16 protein-coding genes and 1 tRNA gene are annotated in these 15,114 nt (G+C 69.7%); 12 read left to right on the plus strand and 5 right to left on the minus strand.

What is annotated here, in order from left to right; genetic code table 11:
• Positions 1-8 precede the first annotated feature (8 nt).
• Positions 9-281, plus strand: coding sequence for a DUF3039 domain-containing protein (locus CEP17_RS03685; protein ID WP_005055043.1), 273 nt, complete (start codon positions 9-11; stop codon positions 279-281).
• Positions 282-291: 10 nt separating this feature from the next.
• Here CEP17_RS03685 and CEP17_RS03690 read toward each other — a convergent pair whose 3' ends face one another.
• A complete protein-coding gene (locus CEP17_RS03690) occupies positions 292-1,626 on the minus strand; it encodes a nicotinate phosphoribosyltransferase (protein ID WP_112931307.1) in 1,335 nt (444 codons plus the stop codon).
• 66 nt (positions 1,627-1,692) lie between these two features.
• On the opposite strand from CEP17_RS03690, the gene murI reads away from it, so the two are divergent.
• From murI to CEP17_RS03715, 5 genes are all read left to right on the plus strand, one after another.
• Positions 1,693-2,529, plus strand: coding sequence for a glutamate racemase (gene murI, locus CEP17_RS03695; protein ID WP_039415710.1), 837 nt, complete (start codon positions 1,693-1,695; stop codon positions 2,527-2,529).
• On the plus strand, positions 2,526-3,263 hold the full coding sequence (rph, locus tag CEP17_RS03700) for a ribonuclease PH (protein ID WP_112931308.1): 738 nt from the start codon (positions 2,526-2,528) through the stop codon (positions 3,261-3,263). Before murI ends, rph begins: the two co-directional genes overlap by 4 nt.
• Positions 3,260-3,904: an RdgB/HAM1 family non-canonical purine NTP pyrophosphatase gene (rdgB, locus tag CEP17_RS03705; RefSeq protein ID WP_112931309.1), complete on the plus strand. Its 645-nt coding sequence runs from the start codon at positions 3,260-3,262 to the stop codon at positions 3,902-3,904. The genes rph and rdgB overlap by 4 nt, the downstream gene beginning before the upstream one ends.
• 66 nt (positions 3,905-3,970) lie before the next feature.
• The gene (locus tag CEP17_RS03710) at positions 3,971-4,888 is read left to right on the plus strand and encodes a cation diffusion facilitator family transporter (protein ID WP_112931310.1); all 918 of its coding nucleotides are present in this window, start codon (positions 3,971-3,973) and stop codon (positions 4,886-4,888) included.
• A gap of 56 nt (positions 4,889-4,944) precedes the next feature.
• A complete protein-coding gene (locus CEP17_RS03715) occupies positions 4,945-5,748 on the plus strand; it encodes a spermidine/putrescine ABC transporter permease (protein ID WP_239498578.1) in 804 nt (267 codons plus the stop codon).
• Positions 5,749-5,751: 3 nt separating this feature from the next.
• Here CEP17_RS03715 and CEP17_RS03720 read toward each other — a convergent pair whose 3' ends face one another.
• Positions 5,752-8,184: an ATP-dependent DNA ligase gene (locus tag CEP17_RS03720; protein WP_112931312.1), complete on the minus strand. Its 2,433-nt coding sequence runs from the start codon at positions 8,182-8,184 to the stop codon at positions 5,752-5,754.
• Between the two features lie 59 nt (positions 8,185-8,243).
• Here CEP17_RS03720 and CEP17_RS03725 point away from each other — a divergent pair, with 59 nt between their 5' ends.
• Entirely contained in the window at positions 8,244-9,092 is an 849-nt protein-coding gene (locus CEP17_RS03725; RefSeq protein WP_112931313.1) for a Ku protein, read from the plus strand.
• A gap of 1 nt (position 9,093) precedes the next feature.
• Here the strand turns inward: CEP17_RS03725 and CEP17_RS03730 are convergent, their stop codons facing one another.
• Positions 9,094-9,819 (minus strand): VTT domain-containing protein, encoded by a 726-nt coding sequence (locus CEP17_RS03730; protein ID WP_112931314.1) that lies wholly within the window; start codon positions 9,817-9,819, stop codon positions 9,094-9,096.
• Between the two features lie 160 nt (positions 9,820-9,979).
• Here CEP17_RS03730 and CEP17_RS03735 point away from each other — a divergent pair, with 160 nt between their 5' ends.
• Together CEP17_RS03735 and CEP17_RS03740 are read left to right on the plus strand one after the other, a co-directional pair.
• The gene (locus CEP17_RS03735; protein ID WP_112931315.1) at positions 9,980-10,171 is read left to right on the plus strand and encodes an Arc family DNA-binding protein; all 192 of its coding nucleotides are present in this window, start codon (positions 9,980-9,982) and stop codon (positions 10,169-10,171) included.
• Positions 10,168-10,860, plus strand: a complete 693-nt coding sequence (locus CEP17_RS03740) for a hypothetical protein (protein ID WP_112931316.1) — start codon at positions 10,168-10,170, stop codon at positions 10,858-10,860. The genes CEP17_RS03735 and CEP17_RS03740 overlap by 4 nt, the downstream gene beginning before the upstream one ends.
• A gap of 35 nt (positions 10,861-10,895) precedes the next feature.
• On the opposite strand, the gene CEP17_RS03745 is transcribed toward CEP17_RS03740, so the two are convergent.
• Both CEP17_RS03745 and CEP17_RS03750 read right to left on the minus strand, forming a co-directional pair.
• Positions 10,896-10,977 (minus strand) — tRNA-Leu (locus CEP17_RS03745).
• A gap of 12 nt (positions 10,978-10,989) precedes the next feature.
• Complete coding sequence (locus tag CEP17_RS03750) at positions 10,990-11,817, minus strand: formate/nitrite transporter family protein (RefSeq protein ID WP_112931317.1); 828 nt, start codon at positions 11,815-11,817, stop codon at positions 10,990-10,992.
• 93 nt (positions 11,818-11,910) lie between these two features.
• Between CEP17_RS03750 and CEP17_RS03755 the strand changes: the two genes are divergently transcribed.
• Genes CEP17_RS03755 through CEP17_RS03765 form a run of 3 tightly spaced genes read left to right on the plus strand, consistent with a single transcriptional unit; the run spans position 11,911 to position 14,878 of the window.
• On the plus strand, positions 11,911-13,101 hold the full coding sequence (locus tag CEP17_RS03755) for an ATPase, T2SS/T4P/T4SS family (RefSeq protein ID WP_112931318.1): 1,191 nt from the start codon (positions 11,911-11,913) through the stop codon (positions 13,099-13,101).
• Positions 13,098-13,955: a type II secretion system F family protein gene (locus tag CEP17_RS03760; RefSeq protein WP_112931319.1), complete on the plus strand. Its 858-nt coding sequence runs from the start codon at positions 13,098-13,100 to the stop codon at positions 13,953-13,955. Before CEP17_RS03755 ends, CEP17_RS03760 begins: the two co-directional genes overlap by 4 nt.
• Positions 13,952-14,878, plus strand: coding sequence for a type II secretion system F family protein (locus CEP17_RS03765; protein ID WP_112932860.1), 927 nt, complete (start codon positions 13,952-13,954; stop codon positions 14,876-14,878). The genes CEP17_RS03760 and CEP17_RS03765 overlap by 4 nt, the downstream gene beginning before the upstream one ends.
• Positions 14,879-15,114: the final 236 nt, after the last annotated feature.

Below are 15,114 nucleotides of genomic sequence, written 5' to 3' on the forward strand. Positions count from 1 at the left end.
CGGTCACCATGAGCCCCCTCGACAGTCCCGATGCACCCGGTGACGGCGGCGTCGCCACCCTTGATCGTGAGCTCGAAGAGCTTCTGCGCGAGGAGAACATCGAGCCCGGTGACCACGAGCGGTTCTCGCACTACGTCAAGAAGGACAAGATCCTCGAGTCCGCCCTCACGGGCAAACCGGTGCGTGCGCTGTGCGGCAAGAAGTGGACTCCCGGCCGTGACCCGGAGAAGTTCCCGGTGTGCCCCACGTGCAAGGAGATCTACGAGTCGCTCATGAGCTGAGCGGTCCCGCTCACGCGTCGATGTAGACGGTGGGCAGCGCCGGGTCGGACCTGCTCAGGGCGAGCCCCGTCACAGGGAGTTCCTCGCGAACGATCCCGTGATGCTCCCGCGCGCGCGCAACACCGCCCGCCCCCTCGAAGGCGGGGTCGGGCTCGCTCGCCTCGACCAGCGAGACCTGCAGGGCGCGGGCGTCGGGATGGTCCGCCGCCGTCTGGATCTCGTCGAATCCGTCGGAGACGGCGATGAGCTCGCTGGTTGCCGTGCCCCGGGAGAGGGTGCGGAACGCGGCCTTGCGACCGCCCTTGGACCCCTTGTCGGTGGAGGTCTTGGCCACCGCGACCCAACCACCCGCGGCATCCTGCCGAGCGACGAGTTTGTAGACCATCCCTGCCGTCGGCGCGCCGGAACCGGTCACCACGGATGTCCCGACGCCGTAAGCATCGACAGGGGATGCCGCGAGCGCTGCGAGGGCGAACTCGTCGAGGTCGCTCGTCACGGTGATGCGCGTTCCGGTCGCGCCGAGCTCGTCCAGCTGCGCGCGCACCTCCGCGGCGACGGTGGGCAGGTCGCCGGAGTCGATGCGCACCCCGCCGAGGCCGGTGCCGGCGACGCGAATCGCGGTCTCGACGCCGCGGCGGATGTCGTAGGTGTCGATGAGCAGCGTCGTGTCGGTGCCGTGTGCCGCGATCTGGCTGCGGAAGGCGTCCTCTTCGCTGTCGTGCAGCAGAGTCCACGCGTGGGCGGCGGTTCCCATCGTCGGGATGCCCCACTCCCGCCCTGCCTGCAGGTTGCTCGTCGCACCGAACCCGGCGATGTAGGCGGCGCGCGCGGCCGCGACGGCGGAACGCTCTCCGGCGCGGCGGGAGCCCATCTCGGCGAGGGGACGGTCCCCGGCGGCGATACTCATACGTGCGGCGGCGTTGGCCACCGCGGAGTCGTGGTTGAGGATGCTGAGGGCCAGCGTCTCGAGCACGACCGCTTCGGCGAAGGAGCCCTCGACGGTGAGTACCGGCGATCCCGGAAAGTACAGCTCGCCTTCGCGGTAGCCGCGGATGCTCCCGGTGAAACGGTAGTTCTCGAGGTAGCGCAGGGTCTCGGCTCCGACGACGCGGTTGTCGCGGAGGTAGCGCAGCTCGTCGTCGCCGAAGCGGAACGCCCGCAGCTCCTGCAACAGCCGTCCGGTGCCGGCGACGACGCCGAAGCGGCGCGCTCCCGGGAGGCGCCGTCCGAACAGCTCGAACACGCAGCGGCGGGCCGCTGTCCCGTCCCGCAGGGCCGCATCGATCATGGTCAGCTCGTAGCGATCGGTGAGGAGGGCGGACGACGGGGCCTCGGCGCGGGTCATGCCGTCACTCTAGCGATGGCGCTGGTGACGTCGCCGTCAGCGCAGCGGCGGGTAGGGTGGAGAACCGTGAATGACGCACCGATCGGGATCTTCGACTCCGGTGTGGGTGGACTCACGGTGGCGCGCGCGGTCTCGCAGTTGCTGCCGCGCGAGTCGGTGCTGTACATCGGCGACACCGCGCATTCGCCCTACGGCCCCAAGCCGATCGCGGATGTCCGCCGCTACAGCCTCGAGGTGCTCGACACCCTCGTGGATCAGGGCGTGAAGATGCTGGTGATCGCCTGCAACACGGCATCCGCGGCGGTGCTGCGCGACGCGCGGGAGCGCTACGACGTGCCTGTCGTCGAAGTGATCGGGCCGGCCGTTCGCACAGCGATCTCCACCACGCGCAACCGCCGTGTGGGCGTCATCGGCACGGTCGGCACGATCGGCTCAGGCGTCTACCAGGACATGCTCGGCGTCAACGAGGATCTGTCGGTGTTCACGCAGGCGTGCCCGCGGTTCGTCGAGTTCGTCGAGGCGGGTGTGACCGGGTCGGCGGAAGTGCTCACCGTCGCCGAGGAGTACCTCGCGCCGCTGCGCCATGCCGGTGTGGACACCCTCGTGCTGGGGTGCACGCACTACCCGTTCCTGGAGGGTGCGATCAGCTATGTCATGGGCTCGGACGTCTCGCTCGTCTCGAGCGACTCCGAGACGGCCAAGGACGTCTACCGCCAACTCGTCTCACGTGATCTTCTGGCGGGGCCGGATGCCGTCGCCACCCATGTCTACGAAGCGACCGGCGACTCCGCCGACGACTTCCTCCGTCTCGCCGATCGGCTGATGGGCCGTGGCGTGTCCAGCGTGCGCCTGGTGCAGACCGGCGCCATCGACCTCCCGCACCCCTGGAAGGGGACCCCATGACCGATTCCACCACCCGCGCCGACGGCCGCACTCCCGACCAGCTGCGCCCCGTCACGATCGAACGCGGCTGGTCCGCGCACGCCGAAGGCTCGGCGCTGATCTCCTTCGGCGGCACGAAGGTGCTGTGCACGGCATCCTTCACCGGCGGCGTGCCGCGCTGGCTCACCGGCAAGGGCAAGGGGTGGGTGACCGCGGAGTACGCGATGCTGCCGCGTGCGACGAACTCACGCAACGACCGGGAAGCCGTCAAGGGCAAGATCGGCGGACGCACCCACGAGATCTCCCGCCTGATCGGGCGCGCGCTGCGCGCCGTCGTCGACACCAAGGCGCTGGGCGAGAACACGATCGTCATCGACTGCGACGTGCTGCAGGCCGATGGCGGCACCCGCACCGCCGCCATCACGGGCGCCTACGTCGCCCTCGCCGACGCGATCGAGTGGGGGCGGGCCAAGGGGCTGGTCGGCAAGAATGCCAAGGTGCTGCTCGACTCGGTCGCGGCGGTGTCGGTGGGCATCATCGACGGCGAGCCCATGCTCGACCTCGCCTACGTCGAAGACGTGCGCGCCGAGACGGACATGAACGTCGTGGTCACCGGGCGCGGCCTGTTCGTCGAGGTGCAGGGGACGGCGGAAGGTGCGCCCTTCGACAAGCGCGAACTCGATGCTCTGCTCGAACTCGGCGTGGCGGGATGCGCCGATCTGCGCGACGCGCAGATCGAGGTGCTCGCGTCGTGACCGGTGTTGCGAACTCCTCCGCGGCGGGCGACGGCGTCCGCCGCATCGTGCTGGCGACCCACAATCCGCACAAGGTGGAGGAGTTCGGTGCCATCGTCGCGCGCGTGCGCCCCGATCTCGAGGTGATCGGTTATGACGGCCCCGAGCCCGTCGAGGACGGCGTGACCTTCGCGGCGAACGCCCTCATCAAGGCGCGAGCCGCCGCGGCGCACACCGGGTTGCCGGCGCTCGCGGACGACTCCGGCGTGTGCGTGGACGTGCTCGGCGGTGCCCCCGGTGTGTTCTCCGCGTACTGGGCCGGGCACCGTAAGGACGCGCGGGCCAACCTGGAACTGTTGCTCGATCAGCTCTCCGACATCGCCGACCCGCATCGCACCGCTCAGTTCGTCTCGACCATCGCTCTGGTCGTTCCGGGGCCAGGCGGTGTCGTCCGTGAGGAAACGGTGGAAGGCGTCTGGCCGGGAAGACTCGCGACCGCTCCGTCGGGTACGGGCGGGTTCGGCTACGACCCGATCTTCCTGCCCGACGACCAGGGCGGGCGATCGGCCGCTGACCTGTCGCCGGCGGAGAAGAACGCCGCGTCGCACCGGGCTCGCGCCTTCGTCGCGCTGGCTCCGCTGCTGAGCACGCTGGAGCGATAACCGCTTTCATTCCCGACTAGGCGAAAGCTGCCGCGTGAAGGCTGAGCGCGGCCTAGCCTCGTTCCTATGCACGATCACGCACCGACCGGCATCCGTGGCGCGAGCAATCGCCGCCTGCTCACGATCTCGCTCTGTCTCACCGCAACCGTCATGCTGGTGCAGGTCATCGGCGCCCTCCTGACCGGGTCGCTCGCGTTGCTGGCCGACGCGGCGCACATGTTCACGGACTCGTCCGCACTCGTGGTCGCACTGATCGCCTCGACCGTGGCCGCGCGTCCTGCGAACGACCGCAACACCTACGGCTACCAGCGCGCGGAGGTGTTCGGCGCGCTGGTCAACGCGGTGATCCTGATCGCGCTGATGGTGTGGATCGCCGTCGAGGCGGTGCAGCGACTGCTCGCTCCGTCGGAGGTCGAGGTGGCCGGAGCGCTGATGCTGCTCGTCGCCGCCGTCGGCCTCGTTGCCAACGCCGTGTCGATGTACCTTCTCAGCGCCGCGCAGCGCCGCAGCATCAACGTGCGCGGCGCGTACATCGAGGTGCTCGGAGATCTCATCGGCTCGGCGCTGGTGATCGTCGCCGCCGTCGTCATCTGGACGACGGGATGGATGCCGGCCGACGCGCTGGCGTCGCTGCTCATCGCGGTGATGATCCTGCCACGCGCGATCGGACTGCTGCGCGAGGTGTTCTCGGTGCTGGGGGAGCGCGCGCCGCGGGGGACCGAGGTCGCGGAGATCCGCGATCACATCCTCGGCGAGGACGGCGTCGTCGACGTGCACGACGTGCACGTGTGGCAGCTCACCCGCGGCGCTCCGGTCTTCACCGCGCACGTCGTCGTCAGCGACGATCTGCTTGCCGGGGGATCGGCGGGAACGGGCGCGTTGCTGTCCCGTCTGCAGGGGTGCCTGTCCCGACACTTCGACGTGGAGCACTCGACCTTCCAGTTCGAGCCCGCCGGTCATCGGGAGCACGAGGCGCACGTCTGACACGCGGAACGGCTGCCAGCGACGCATCGCGTCGACGATATGTCACGATGCAGAGCATGGATGCCGCCACACGCGAGGAGTTCGCGACGCTGCGCCGACGCGCGTACGGGCCGGATGCCGACATCGACGACGACCCGGCGGCGCTCGCGCGGCTTCGCGAACTCGAGCAGCGTCAGGACCGCGGTTTTGCCGCCGAGCAGTCGGCACGGATGGCGGAGGCCGAGCGCCCGGCCGAACCGCCGGTGCCGCGACCGGAGAGCGCCGTGCCGGAGACGCCTGCGCCCGCCGGGGACGCGGCCGCTGTCGGCGTTGCTGAGCCGCACGGGGCGGGGCAGCACTATCTCTCGTCGCCGACCCCTCCGCCGATCGGCCGTGCGCTGCTCATCGGGTGGGCTGCGTCGATCGTGGTCGTCGCGATCGTCGTGGGCGCGCTCGTGTTCGCACTGGCGTCCCTGCGACCGGTGTCGGCGGTCACCGGTGCCCGTCAGGTCGCGAGCCTGGACCAGCCGACGGCGGACGTGCCGATGGTGCTGCCGTGGGCGCGCAACGGCGACCGGGGCACCACCTACAGCTTCGCTGGTCTGCTCATCGTCGTGTCCTCCGGCGAGAACCGCGGTTTCGAGGGGGAGTGCGTCACCGTGCTCCAAGACGCGCCGGACGTCGCGGGCTCCCAGATCGGCAATAGCGCGTGCAGCGCGAGCCCCTTTCACCCGGCGGTGTCCATCCACGTCGACCGCGGCAGCTCGGAAGAACTGACGGCAGCCTTCCCCGTCGGCACGGTGCTTCAGTTTGAGTGGGACGGCACCGCCGTAGCTGTCTTCGCCGCGGACCCGCCTGCGCCGACCAGTGCGCCGGCGTGAGGGCTACTCCTCGCGGCGAACGTCCATCGGCTGCTTGTCGGCGCGGAGTCCTCGCCACCGTGCGTGACGGAGCGTGCCGTTGGGCGTGAACTCGGCGTACTGGACCTCGCCGACGAGTTCCGGGCGCAGCCAGAGGGCGTCGGAGGCGTCTGCGGCGGGCACGCCGACGAACGGGTTGGTGTCGGCGCGCAACGGCCGCATCCGCTCCTCGAGTCGGGCGAGCTCGCGGTCGGTGAACCCCGAGCCCACGCGGCCGACATAGCGCAGGCCCCCGGCATCCGGGATGCCGAGCAGCAACGATCCGATGCCGCCGCGTCGTTCGCCCTTTCCGGGGCGGATGCCGCCGATCACGACCTCCTGCGTCGCCGTCAGCTTGACCTTGAGCCATCGTTCGGAGCGGATGCCGCGTCGATATGGCGACTGCGGATCCTTCACGACGACACCTTCCAACCGCAGGTCGGCGGCAGCCGTCAACGCGTCGGCGATGTCATCGGTGACGGGCGGCACGACGAGCGGTGATGCGGCGTCTGCCGTCACCGACTCGAGCAGTTCTCGTCTTTCGCGGAGGGGTCGCTCTGCGATGTCGTCGTCGCCGATGCACAGCAGGTCGAAGACGAAGTAGTGCACGGGTGTGGCGGTGGCTTCGCGGGCGATGTCGCGGGCGCCCGTGAGATGCATCCGCGACTGCAGTCGCGTGAAGCTCGGGTGCCCGGCGGCATCGAGCGCGACGATCTCGCCGTCGAACACGGCGGGCAGCGCGCCGAGCCCGAGGTCTGCGGCGGTGAGCTCGGGATAGCGCTCCGTGATGTCGACGCCGCTGCGTGCACGCAGCCGCATCCGCTCGCCATCCCATGTTGCGACGCCCCGGATGCCGTCCCACTTGAACTCGACCCACGGGAGGCCGCCCCAGCGTCGGGCCGCGGAGGTGGCCAGCGCGGGTGTCGACGACACGGCGAGCATCGGCGCCGCGCTGTCGCTAGACGAGCGAGACGGCATGCGGTGACCGGCGCCGGCAGCGGCCACGGCGGACGTCGCCGCATCCTTCCCCGCCGGCTTCGTGCGGTGCAGCAGCCACTGCGACTTCTCGCCGGCGCCCGACGTGCGGATCAGGGCGAGGCGCACGCGTCCGAGCGGTCCGCCGGGACGGCCCGTGAGGGTCGCGATGACCTCGTCATCCCGCCACTTCTCCACGGTGAAGGTGCCGGAATCCCACACGGTCATGGCACCCGCCCCGTACTCGCCGGCGGGAATCTCGCCGGCGAACGTCAGGTACTCGATCGGGTGCGGTTCGGTCATCACCGCCAGGTGGTTGCGGTCGGGAGAATCGGGGATGCCGCGAGGCACCGCCCAGCTCACGAGCACGCCGTCGCGCTCGAGCCTGAGGTCCCAATGCAGCCGCGACGCGTGGTGCTCCTGAATCACGAACCGCCATGTTTGCGCCGAGCCGCCATGAGTCGGCGCGTCAGAACGTGGCGGCTCGGCGGAAGAATGGCGGCTCGGCGGGAAGGGCTCGGGCGTGGCGGAGGGGGTGCGCTTGGCCACGTACGCGGCGAGCGGATCGGGGGCGGCGGGGGCGAGGGGGGCGAGCAGGTCGCCGTCGGCGGCGGCGCGGGTGAGTACCTCGTCGAACAGCAGGTGCCGCAGGTCGGGATCGTCCAGCTCGGCCCAGGTGCGCGGAGCCGCGACGGTCGGTCGGGCGCGCCCGCGGAGCGAATACGGGGCGATGGTGGTCTTCGCCGCGTTGTTCTGCGACCAGTCGACGAACACCTTGCCGGGACGGGCGGCCTTGCTCATCGCGCTTACGACGAGATCGGGATCGTCCGCTTCCAGGGCGCGTGCCAGTTCGCGGGCGAACGCCGAGATCTCGTCGCTGGATCGAGTCGTGTCCAGCGAGGCATACAGGTGAATACCCTTGGATCCGCTCGTCACCGGCGACGGCTCCATGCCCATGTCCGACAGGATGCCGCGGGCGCGTCGTGCCACTTCCGCACACTCGGCGAGCCCGACGCCGGGGCCCGGGTCGAGGTCGAGCACGAGGCGGTCGGGGTATCCGCGCCCGCCGTGGTCGAAGCGCCACTGCGGCGTGTGGAGTTCGAGGCTCGCGACCTGCGCGAGGTAGACGAGTCCGGCGACGTCGGCGACCAGCGGGTAGTCCTTCGCTCCGCCGGAATGGTCGATCGGGTGTCGCGGCATCCAATCGGGCGCGCCGGCTTCGAGGTCTTTCGCGAAGAAGGGCGCCTCGCCGGTGCCTTCCGGCCAGCGCAGCCTCGTGACCGGCCTGCCGGCAAGGTGCGGCAGCATCACGGGAGCGATGCGCGAGTAGTAGTCGATCACCTCGGCCTTCGTGGTGCCCGTGTCGGGATAGAGCACTTTGTCGAGGTTGCTCAGACGCAGGCGACGGCCCCCGACGTCGACCACCTGCGCTGACTGTGCCATGGCGCCAGGCTAGCGTCCAGCCCCTGGCGTCGGCCGCCGCGAGCCTGTTGGATGGCCCCATGAGAGCGATCTGGAAGGGCGCGTTGACGTTCGGCCTCGTCAACGTGCCGGTGAAGGTGTACTCGGCGATCGAGGACCACGACGTGCCGCTGCACCAGGTGCACGCGGCCGACGGCGGGCGCATCCGGTATCAGCGCATCTGCGAGCTCGACGGCGAGGTCGTGCCCTACGCCGACATCGACAAGGCATACGACGACGGCGAGCGCACCGTGGTGCTCACGGCGGAGGACCTCGCCGCACTGCCGTCAGAGCGCAGCCGCGAGATCGAGGTGGTCGAGTTCGTCCCCAGCGACCAGATCGATCTGCTGACGCTCGACCGGCCGTACTATCTCGAGCCCGACTCGTCGTCGCCCAAGGCGTACGTGCTGCTGCGCAAGACCCTGGAACGCACCGATCGGACGGCCGTTGTGCGCTTCTCGCTGCGGCAGAAGACGAGACTGGCCGCCCTGCGCGTGCGCGGCGATGTGCTCGTCCTGCAGACGCTGCTGTGGGCCGACGAAGTACGCGAGGCGACCTTTGCCGCTCTCGACGAGCCGGTGAAGATCTCCGACAAGGAACTGGAGCTGTCGGCGTCCCTCGTGGAGAGCTTCTCGGCCGACTTCGATCCCGACCAGTTCGTCGACGAATACCAGCAGGAGCTGCGCACCCTCATCGACGCCAAGCTGGAGAAGGGCGATGCCCTCGACACGTCCGAGACCTTCGGCGAGAAGGGCGAGAAGGATGCCGGCGGCGAGGTCATCGACCTGATGGCGGCGCTGAAGGCCAGTGTGGAGCGCAGCCGCGCGGCGCGGGCCGAAAACGATAAGGTGGCCCCGCCCGAGAAAGGCAAGGCCACCAAAGCATCCTGAGTCAGGCCGCGGGCGTGCCGTCTTCGAGGGGCTCGACCGTCTCGGCCGGCGAGCCGGACTGCTGCTCGTTCTTCACCTTGCGGCGCTCGGAGAAGTAGTGCCAGACGGTCACCAGTGCGGTGCCGCCCACAGCCGCGAGCAGGATCAGGTCGATGTAGTGCTCGACGAAGGTGGCCACCGGCGGGATGAAGCCGATCAGGTAGCCGAACATCGTGAGGCCGAAGCCCCAGAGGATGGCGCCGATCAGGTTGTACAGCGAGTACTTGCGCCACGGCATGTGACCGACGCCGGCGGCCACCGGGGCGAAGGTGCGGACGATCGGCACGAAGCGGGCGAGGATGACAGTGAGGCCGCCGTACCGCTCGAAGAACGCGTTGGTGCGCTCCACGTTCTTGCGGCTGAACAAGCCGGATTCTTTGCGCTCGAAGACGGCGGGTCCGCCCTTGTGCCCGATGAAATACCCGACCTCGCCGCCGATGAAGGCCGCGAGGCCGATGAGCAATGCCACCCACCACACGCTGATGCCGAAGATGCCGTGCGGCGTGGTCGCCGTCGAGTGCGACAGCAGGCCCGAGATCACGAGGAGTGTGTCACCCGGAAGGAGGAAGCCGACCAGTAGGCCGGTCTCGGCAAAGACGATGAAGCACACCACCAGCAGGGCCCACGGGCCGGCGCTCTGGATGATGGCCGCAGGGTCGAGCCAAGGGATGAGGGCGAGAGCGTGCACGAAGTTCCCGTCGGTAGATCGGCGGTGGAGGGGCCCGCTCCGAGAGGTGAGCGGTCGCGGTCAGTCTACCGGGGCGGTTCCCGAGTGATTGCGGTGAATCGGCTGATCAATCCAGGCGCGGATCGTTGAGCGGTCCCAGCTAGCTTGCTAGCATGCTGTCATGCCCCTCGACCCCATCGCCGGTCGCGCCGACAAGGCGCAGTTCAACGTCTATCTGCCGCGTGCGCTCATCACGCAGGTCAAACACCGGGCAATCGATGAAGGGCTGAGTCTCAGCAGCTTCGTCGAGCGGGTGCTGCAGGCCTCTCTCGACACTCCATCCTCGACCCGTCAGAAGGGGGATCCCTCATGATCGTCACTCGTCCCGTGCAGTACACCTCCGACGTTGCCGGATACCGGCGCCTCTTCGCGGCGCTGGGGCTGGTCGCTCTCGTGGAGGAGGCGGACTGGTCGGTCTACGCGGCGGGAGACGGGCGCGTCGCGCTGCACCGCGTGGAGCCGGGTGACCCGCTGGACGGCCTCGCCGCGTTGGGCTTCGAGTCCGACGACCTGGATGCCGCGGCCAACGCCTTCGGTGATGCGGCCCGGCGCTTCGTCGCGGACAACGGTGCATCGGGCGTCGCGATCGCCGGCGAGCTCGAGCTCGTGGTGCTCGAGCTCGCCCCGGGGGAGCGGCACGGAACGCAGGGCTTGCGCGCGCTCGGCCTGTGGGTGAGTGCGCATGTGGATGCCGCGGCATCCGTGCTGGAGCGTCTGGGACTGCGCGCCGAGGTGCGCAGCGACACCGGCCGGTGGGTGCAGCTCGTGGCGGATGCCGGGCTTGCGGCCGTGCACGACGGCGATGTGCCTGCGGCGCAGGTGTCGTTCGAGTACGAGGGTGATGTGGACGAGCTGGCCGCGCGGGTGCGCGCGGAGGGAGTGGACGCGCACGTCGTGGACGAGTCGTATGGGCGGACGCTTCTGATCCCGCGACCGGAGGGCGGCGAGCCGATCTGGATCAATGAACGCCAAAGCGACCTTTACGGCTACACCGCGCTCTGATCGGGCGTCGGTGCGCCCCTCCGTCCATGCTTCTGTGCGGAAGGTGGGACTTGAACCCACACGCCCGAAGGCACAGGAACCTAAATCCTGCGTGTCTGCCGATTTCACCACTCCCGCGCAACGGCCAGTCTATCCGGCGGCCTCGACCGTCTCGGGAGTGCGGGCGTCGGTGAGCGCCGTGACGCGGGGGCGACCGCCCACGATCCAGTAGCCGAGTCCGACGACGATGCCGCCGCCGACGAGGTTGCCGAGCCCCACCCACAGCATGTTGTTCGCGAACAGGCCCCACGTGAAGTGGGGGTCGCCGCTGAACAGGCCGATGCCGTAGGTGGTCATGTTCGCCACGACGTGCTCGAAGCCCGAGCTGATGAAGGCAAGGATCGCGGCGAAGATCAGCAGGATCTTGGCGACGTCGGAGCGCACGCGCGCGCACATCCAGATCGCGAGGCACACGAGGACGTTGCAGAGGACGCCGCGGACGAACAGCTGCAGCGGTGCTTCTTCCGCCTTGGCGGCGAGCATGTCGGCGAGCATCTTGCCGGCGGGAGCGTTGGCGTGCAGCACGCCCGAGGCCACGATCAGCCCGGCGAAGATGAGGGCACCGACGAGGTTGGCGACGAAGGTCGCGAGCATCGTGCCGATCGCACGCCACCAGCCCACCGCCCCCATGAGTGCCCCCTGGGGGAGGATCATCATCGCGCTCGTGAGCAGGTCGGCGCCAGCGAAGACGACGAGCGTGAGAGCGACGCCGAAGACGAGCCCCGACACGAGCTTCGCGAGCCCGTCTCCCGCGGCCAGGAGTGGCCCTGCTGTCGCGAGCATCAGCACGACCCCGATGCCGATATACGCACCGGCGAGCATGCCGGAGACGGCGAAGCGGCCGGGGGAGCGCACTCCCTCGGCCTTGTGGACCGCGGCGTCGGCCTGTACCTGCAGAGTCTCGGGAATCGTGAGCACGGAGTGAGTCTACGGAGAGTGGTCGGACCATATGGGGTGGATGGGCTGTGGATAATCGCTGCCGCTGCTGAGGCGCGATGCCAGGATGCCGGGGTGAGCCCCACCACGTACACGCCTGACGCGCCGCTCGCGTCAGCGCGCGCGTCGGTGGCCGTCGTCCAGGCCATCGCCGAACGGGTGCGGGACCGACTTCGTGAGGACGAGTCCGACCCGCTCCGGCATCCTGATCGCGTCCATCAGGTGGCCGTGTCGGAGGTGCGCCGTCACAACGACTACGCCCTCGCTCGGGGTCTCGAGCTCGTCGACGACGAGGCCGCCGCCGTCCGCGACGTGCTCGCCCGGGTGACGGGCTACGGCCCGTTGCAGGCGCTGCTGGACGACCCCGAGGTCGAGGAGATCTGGATCAACGGTCCTGGCGCGGTCTTCGCGGCGCGCGCGGGGCGCAGCGAACGCGTTCTGATGAGCATCAGCGATGAAGCGGTACGCGATCTCGTCGAGAAGATGCTGCACGCCACCGGGCGGCGGGTCGATCTCAGCCAACCGTTCGTGGACGCGTCACTTCCGGACGGAAGCCGACTTCACGTCGTCATCCCCGACATCACGCGTTCACACCTCGCCGTCAACATCCGCAAGTTCCTGCCCGCGCGGCGGACGCTGGACGACCTCGTCGGAGCCGGGGCGCTGCCCGCGCAGGTCGCCGACATGCTGCGCGACGCCATGGTGGAAGGGCGAAACGTCCTGGTGTCCGGAGCCACGCACGCGGGCAAGACGACGATGCTGGCGGCCCTCATCGGCGCCTGCCGACCAGAGCAGAGGATCATCACGGTCGAGGAGACCTTCGAACTCGCCGTCACCGCCCCCGACGTCGTCGCTCTGCAGGGGCGCCAGGCGAGTCTGGAGGGGACGGGCGCGGTGAGTCTGCGTCGCCTCGTGAAGGAGGCGCTGCGCATGCGCCCCGATCGCCTGATCGTCGGGGAGGTCCGTGACGCGGAGGCGCTCGATCTCCTCCTCGCCCTGCACACCGGCGTTCCCGGCGCGGCGACGATCCATGCCAACAGCGCCGACGATGCGCTATCGCGGCTCGCCACTCTGCCGTTGCTGGCCGGACGGAACATCGACGCCGCCTTCGTCCAGCCTGCGATTGCGACCGGCGTCCACCTTGTCGTGCATTGCCGTCGCGGGCCGAGCGGCGAACGGTTCATCGAGGAAGTGATCGAGACGACCGGACGCATTCATGAGGGCGTCATCGACACCCGCGTGGTCTACCGACGGGGCCGCTCATGACGGTCGTCTGGGGTGCGGCGCTTGCGGCCGGCATTCTTCTCGTCCTGTCACCCTGGCTGTGGCCGGTGCGCGAGCGGGACGAGGCACCGCGCCGAGACGGACGTGTGTCGCGGATGCTCGATGAGGCCGGCTTCGCACACGCCTCCACCATGCGTCCGGTGTTGATCGCCGTCGTCCTCTGCGCACTGTTCTGCGCCATCAGCTGGCTGGTGACCGGACTCGGCGCGGTGGCGGTGGTCGCGGCGCTGGCCGGCGCGGCAGCGCCGTTCGCCTGGCTCCGCGGGCGTGCGCGGCGGCTTCGGAGGTCGCGCCGCGCGTTGTGGTCCGACGTGTGCGACCTCTTGATCTCCTCCGCCCGTGCGGGTGTGTCGCTTCCGGATGCCGTGGCGGCTCTCGCGACGAGTGGTCCGCCTCCGCTGCGAGCTGCGTTCGAGCGCTTCCGCTTCGACATGGCGGCGTCCGGACACTTCGACTCCAGCGCGCTGCGCCTCAAGGCAGCCCTCGCCGATCCGGTGGCCGACCGCATCATCGAGACTCTCCGGATGGCGCGGCAGGTCGGCGGAACCGAGCTGACCGCCGTGCTCCGCGCGCTCTCGGCATCCGTGCGTGCCGACGCCACCCTTCGCGCCGAGGTGGAGGCGAGACAGTCCTGGGTGCGCGGAGCGGCGATCGTCGGGGTCGTGGCGCCGTGGATCGTTCTCGGCCTGCTGGCACTTCGCCCCGAGGGTGCCAGCGCCTACGCGAGCCCTGCCGGCGTCGCGGTGATCCTCGTCGGCGCGGTCGTCTCCGTCGGCGCGTACCGACTCACGATTCGCATCGGCCGCTTGCCGGAACCGCGGCGGTGGTTCGCATGAGCGTTCTGAGCCTCGCTGCATCCGCCGTCGTCCTCGGTGTCGCGCTCGGCACGGGATTGCTGTTGGTCTTCGGGCGACTCCCGCGGTGGGCGGCGCCCTCGCTCTCGCGTCGCGTCGCGCCGTATCTGCGCGACATCGCCGATCCGCTCGGCATCACTCCGCTCCCGCCCGCGGCGGTGACGTCGTCGTGGCGGCTTCTGCGAGACCGCATGGCCTCCTCCTGGGTGGCACTCGGAGGAGGAGGAAGTGTCGCGCGTCGCCTGCGTCAGGCGGGGTGGCGTCGGGATGTCGTGGCCTTTCGTGCCAGGCAGCTCGGATGGGCTGTGGGTGGGCTCGGAGCAGGTGGACTTCTCGTCGTCGCACTGACCCTTCTCGGGCGTGGCGGGCCGACGCTCGCCGTGCTGCCTCCGCTGTTCGCCGCGGCCGGAGTTCTCGGCTGCGACTACCGCCTGACGAGAGCGGCGCGCCAGCGGATCGCGCGCGTCGAGGAGGAGCTTCCGACCGTGCTGGAGTTCCTTTCGCTGTGCCTGGCTGCCGGGGAAGGTCTGCGTGACGCGCTGCGTCGCGTGGGCGAGGTCGGCTCCGGCGTTCTGACCGGTGAGCTCCGTGCGGCAGTGCTGGCGAGCGGCACCGGCTCGAGCCTGCCGGATGCGCTGCTCTCGGTGTCGAAGAGCCTCGACGTTCCGGCACTCGCGCGAGCAATTGAGCATCTGGTGGCGGCGATGGACCGTGGAGCGCCCCTCGCGCACGTTCTGCAAGAGCAGGCCGTCGATGCGCGAGAGGACGCTAAACGGGGGTTGTTGGAACTGGCGGGGCGCAAGGAGATCTTGATGCTTCTGCCGCTCGTGTTCTTGATCCTGCCGCTTTCGGTTCTCTTCGCGATCTTCCCCGGCATCGTCATGCTGCGGCTCGGCGTCGGTTGATGTCGGCGGAACTCGTCGGACATCCTCGACCACAGATCCGACGGATGTCGTGCAGCGCCGCCGAAGGTCATAGGCGGTGCCGGAGCGGCCTCTGCGGCACCTATCGGCCCGTGCAACATTCCACGGCGCCGTCACGCACCGCGAGGCGTGCACGTCCGTAGCCCCGGGCGGCACGCTCAGCATTCTGAACGGGGTTCCCACCCTGACGGCGCGGTGGAGCTGGACCTACTGCTGAG

The organism is Microbacterium sp. PM5, from assembly GCF_003293595.1.
GTDB lineage: Bacteria > Actinomycetota > Actinomycetes > Actinomycetales > Microbacteriaceae > Microbacterium.

Excerpts from the sequence above, each read along its gene's own strand:
- CEP17_RS03685 (WP_005055043.1), top strand. The coding sequence starts at position 9 with ATGAGCCCCCTCGACAGTCCCGATGCACCCGGTGACGGCGGCGTCGCC.
- CEP17_RS03690 (WP_112931307.1), bottom strand. The coding sequence starts at position 1,626 with ATGACCCGCGCCGAGGCCCCGTCGTCCGCCCTCCTCACCGATCGCTAC.
- rph (WP_112931308.1), top strand. The coding sequence starts at position 2,526 with ATGACCGATTCCACCACCCGCGCCGACGGCCGCACTCCCGACCAGCTG.
- CEP17_RS03710 (WP_112931310.1), top strand. The coding sequence starts at position 3,971 with ATGCACGATCACGCACCGACCGGCATCCGTGGCGCGAGCAATCGCCGC.
- CEP17_RS03715 (WP_239498578.1), top strand. The coding sequence starts at position 4,945 with ATGGATGCCGCCACACGCGAGGAGTTCGCGACGCTGCGCCGACGCGCG.
- CEP17_RS03720 (WP_112931312.1), bottom strand. The coding sequence starts at position 8,184 with ATGGCACAGTCAGCGCAGGTGGTCGACGTCGGGGGCCGTCGCCTGCGT.
- CEP17_RS03725 (WP_112931313.1), top strand. The coding sequence starts at position 8,244 with ATGAGAGCGATCTGGAAGGGCGCGTTGACGTTCGGCCTCGTCAACGTG.
- CEP17_RS03735 (WP_112931315.1), top strand. The coding sequence starts at position 9,980 with ATGCCCCTCGACCCCATCGCCGGTCGCGCCGACAAGGCGCAGTTCAAC.
- CEP17_RS03740 (WP_112931316.1), top strand. The coding sequence starts at position 10,168 with ATGATCGTCACTCGTCCCGTGCAGTACACCTCCGACGTTGCCGGATAC.
- CEP17_RS03760 (WP_112931319.1), top strand. The coding sequence starts at position 13,098 with ATGACGGTCGTCTGGGGTGCGGCGCTTGCGGCCGGCATTCTTCTCGTC.
- CEP17_RS03765 (WP_112932860.1), top strand. The coding sequence starts at position 13,952 with ATGAGCGTTCTGAGCCTCGCTGCATCCGCCGTCGTCCTCGGTGTCGCG.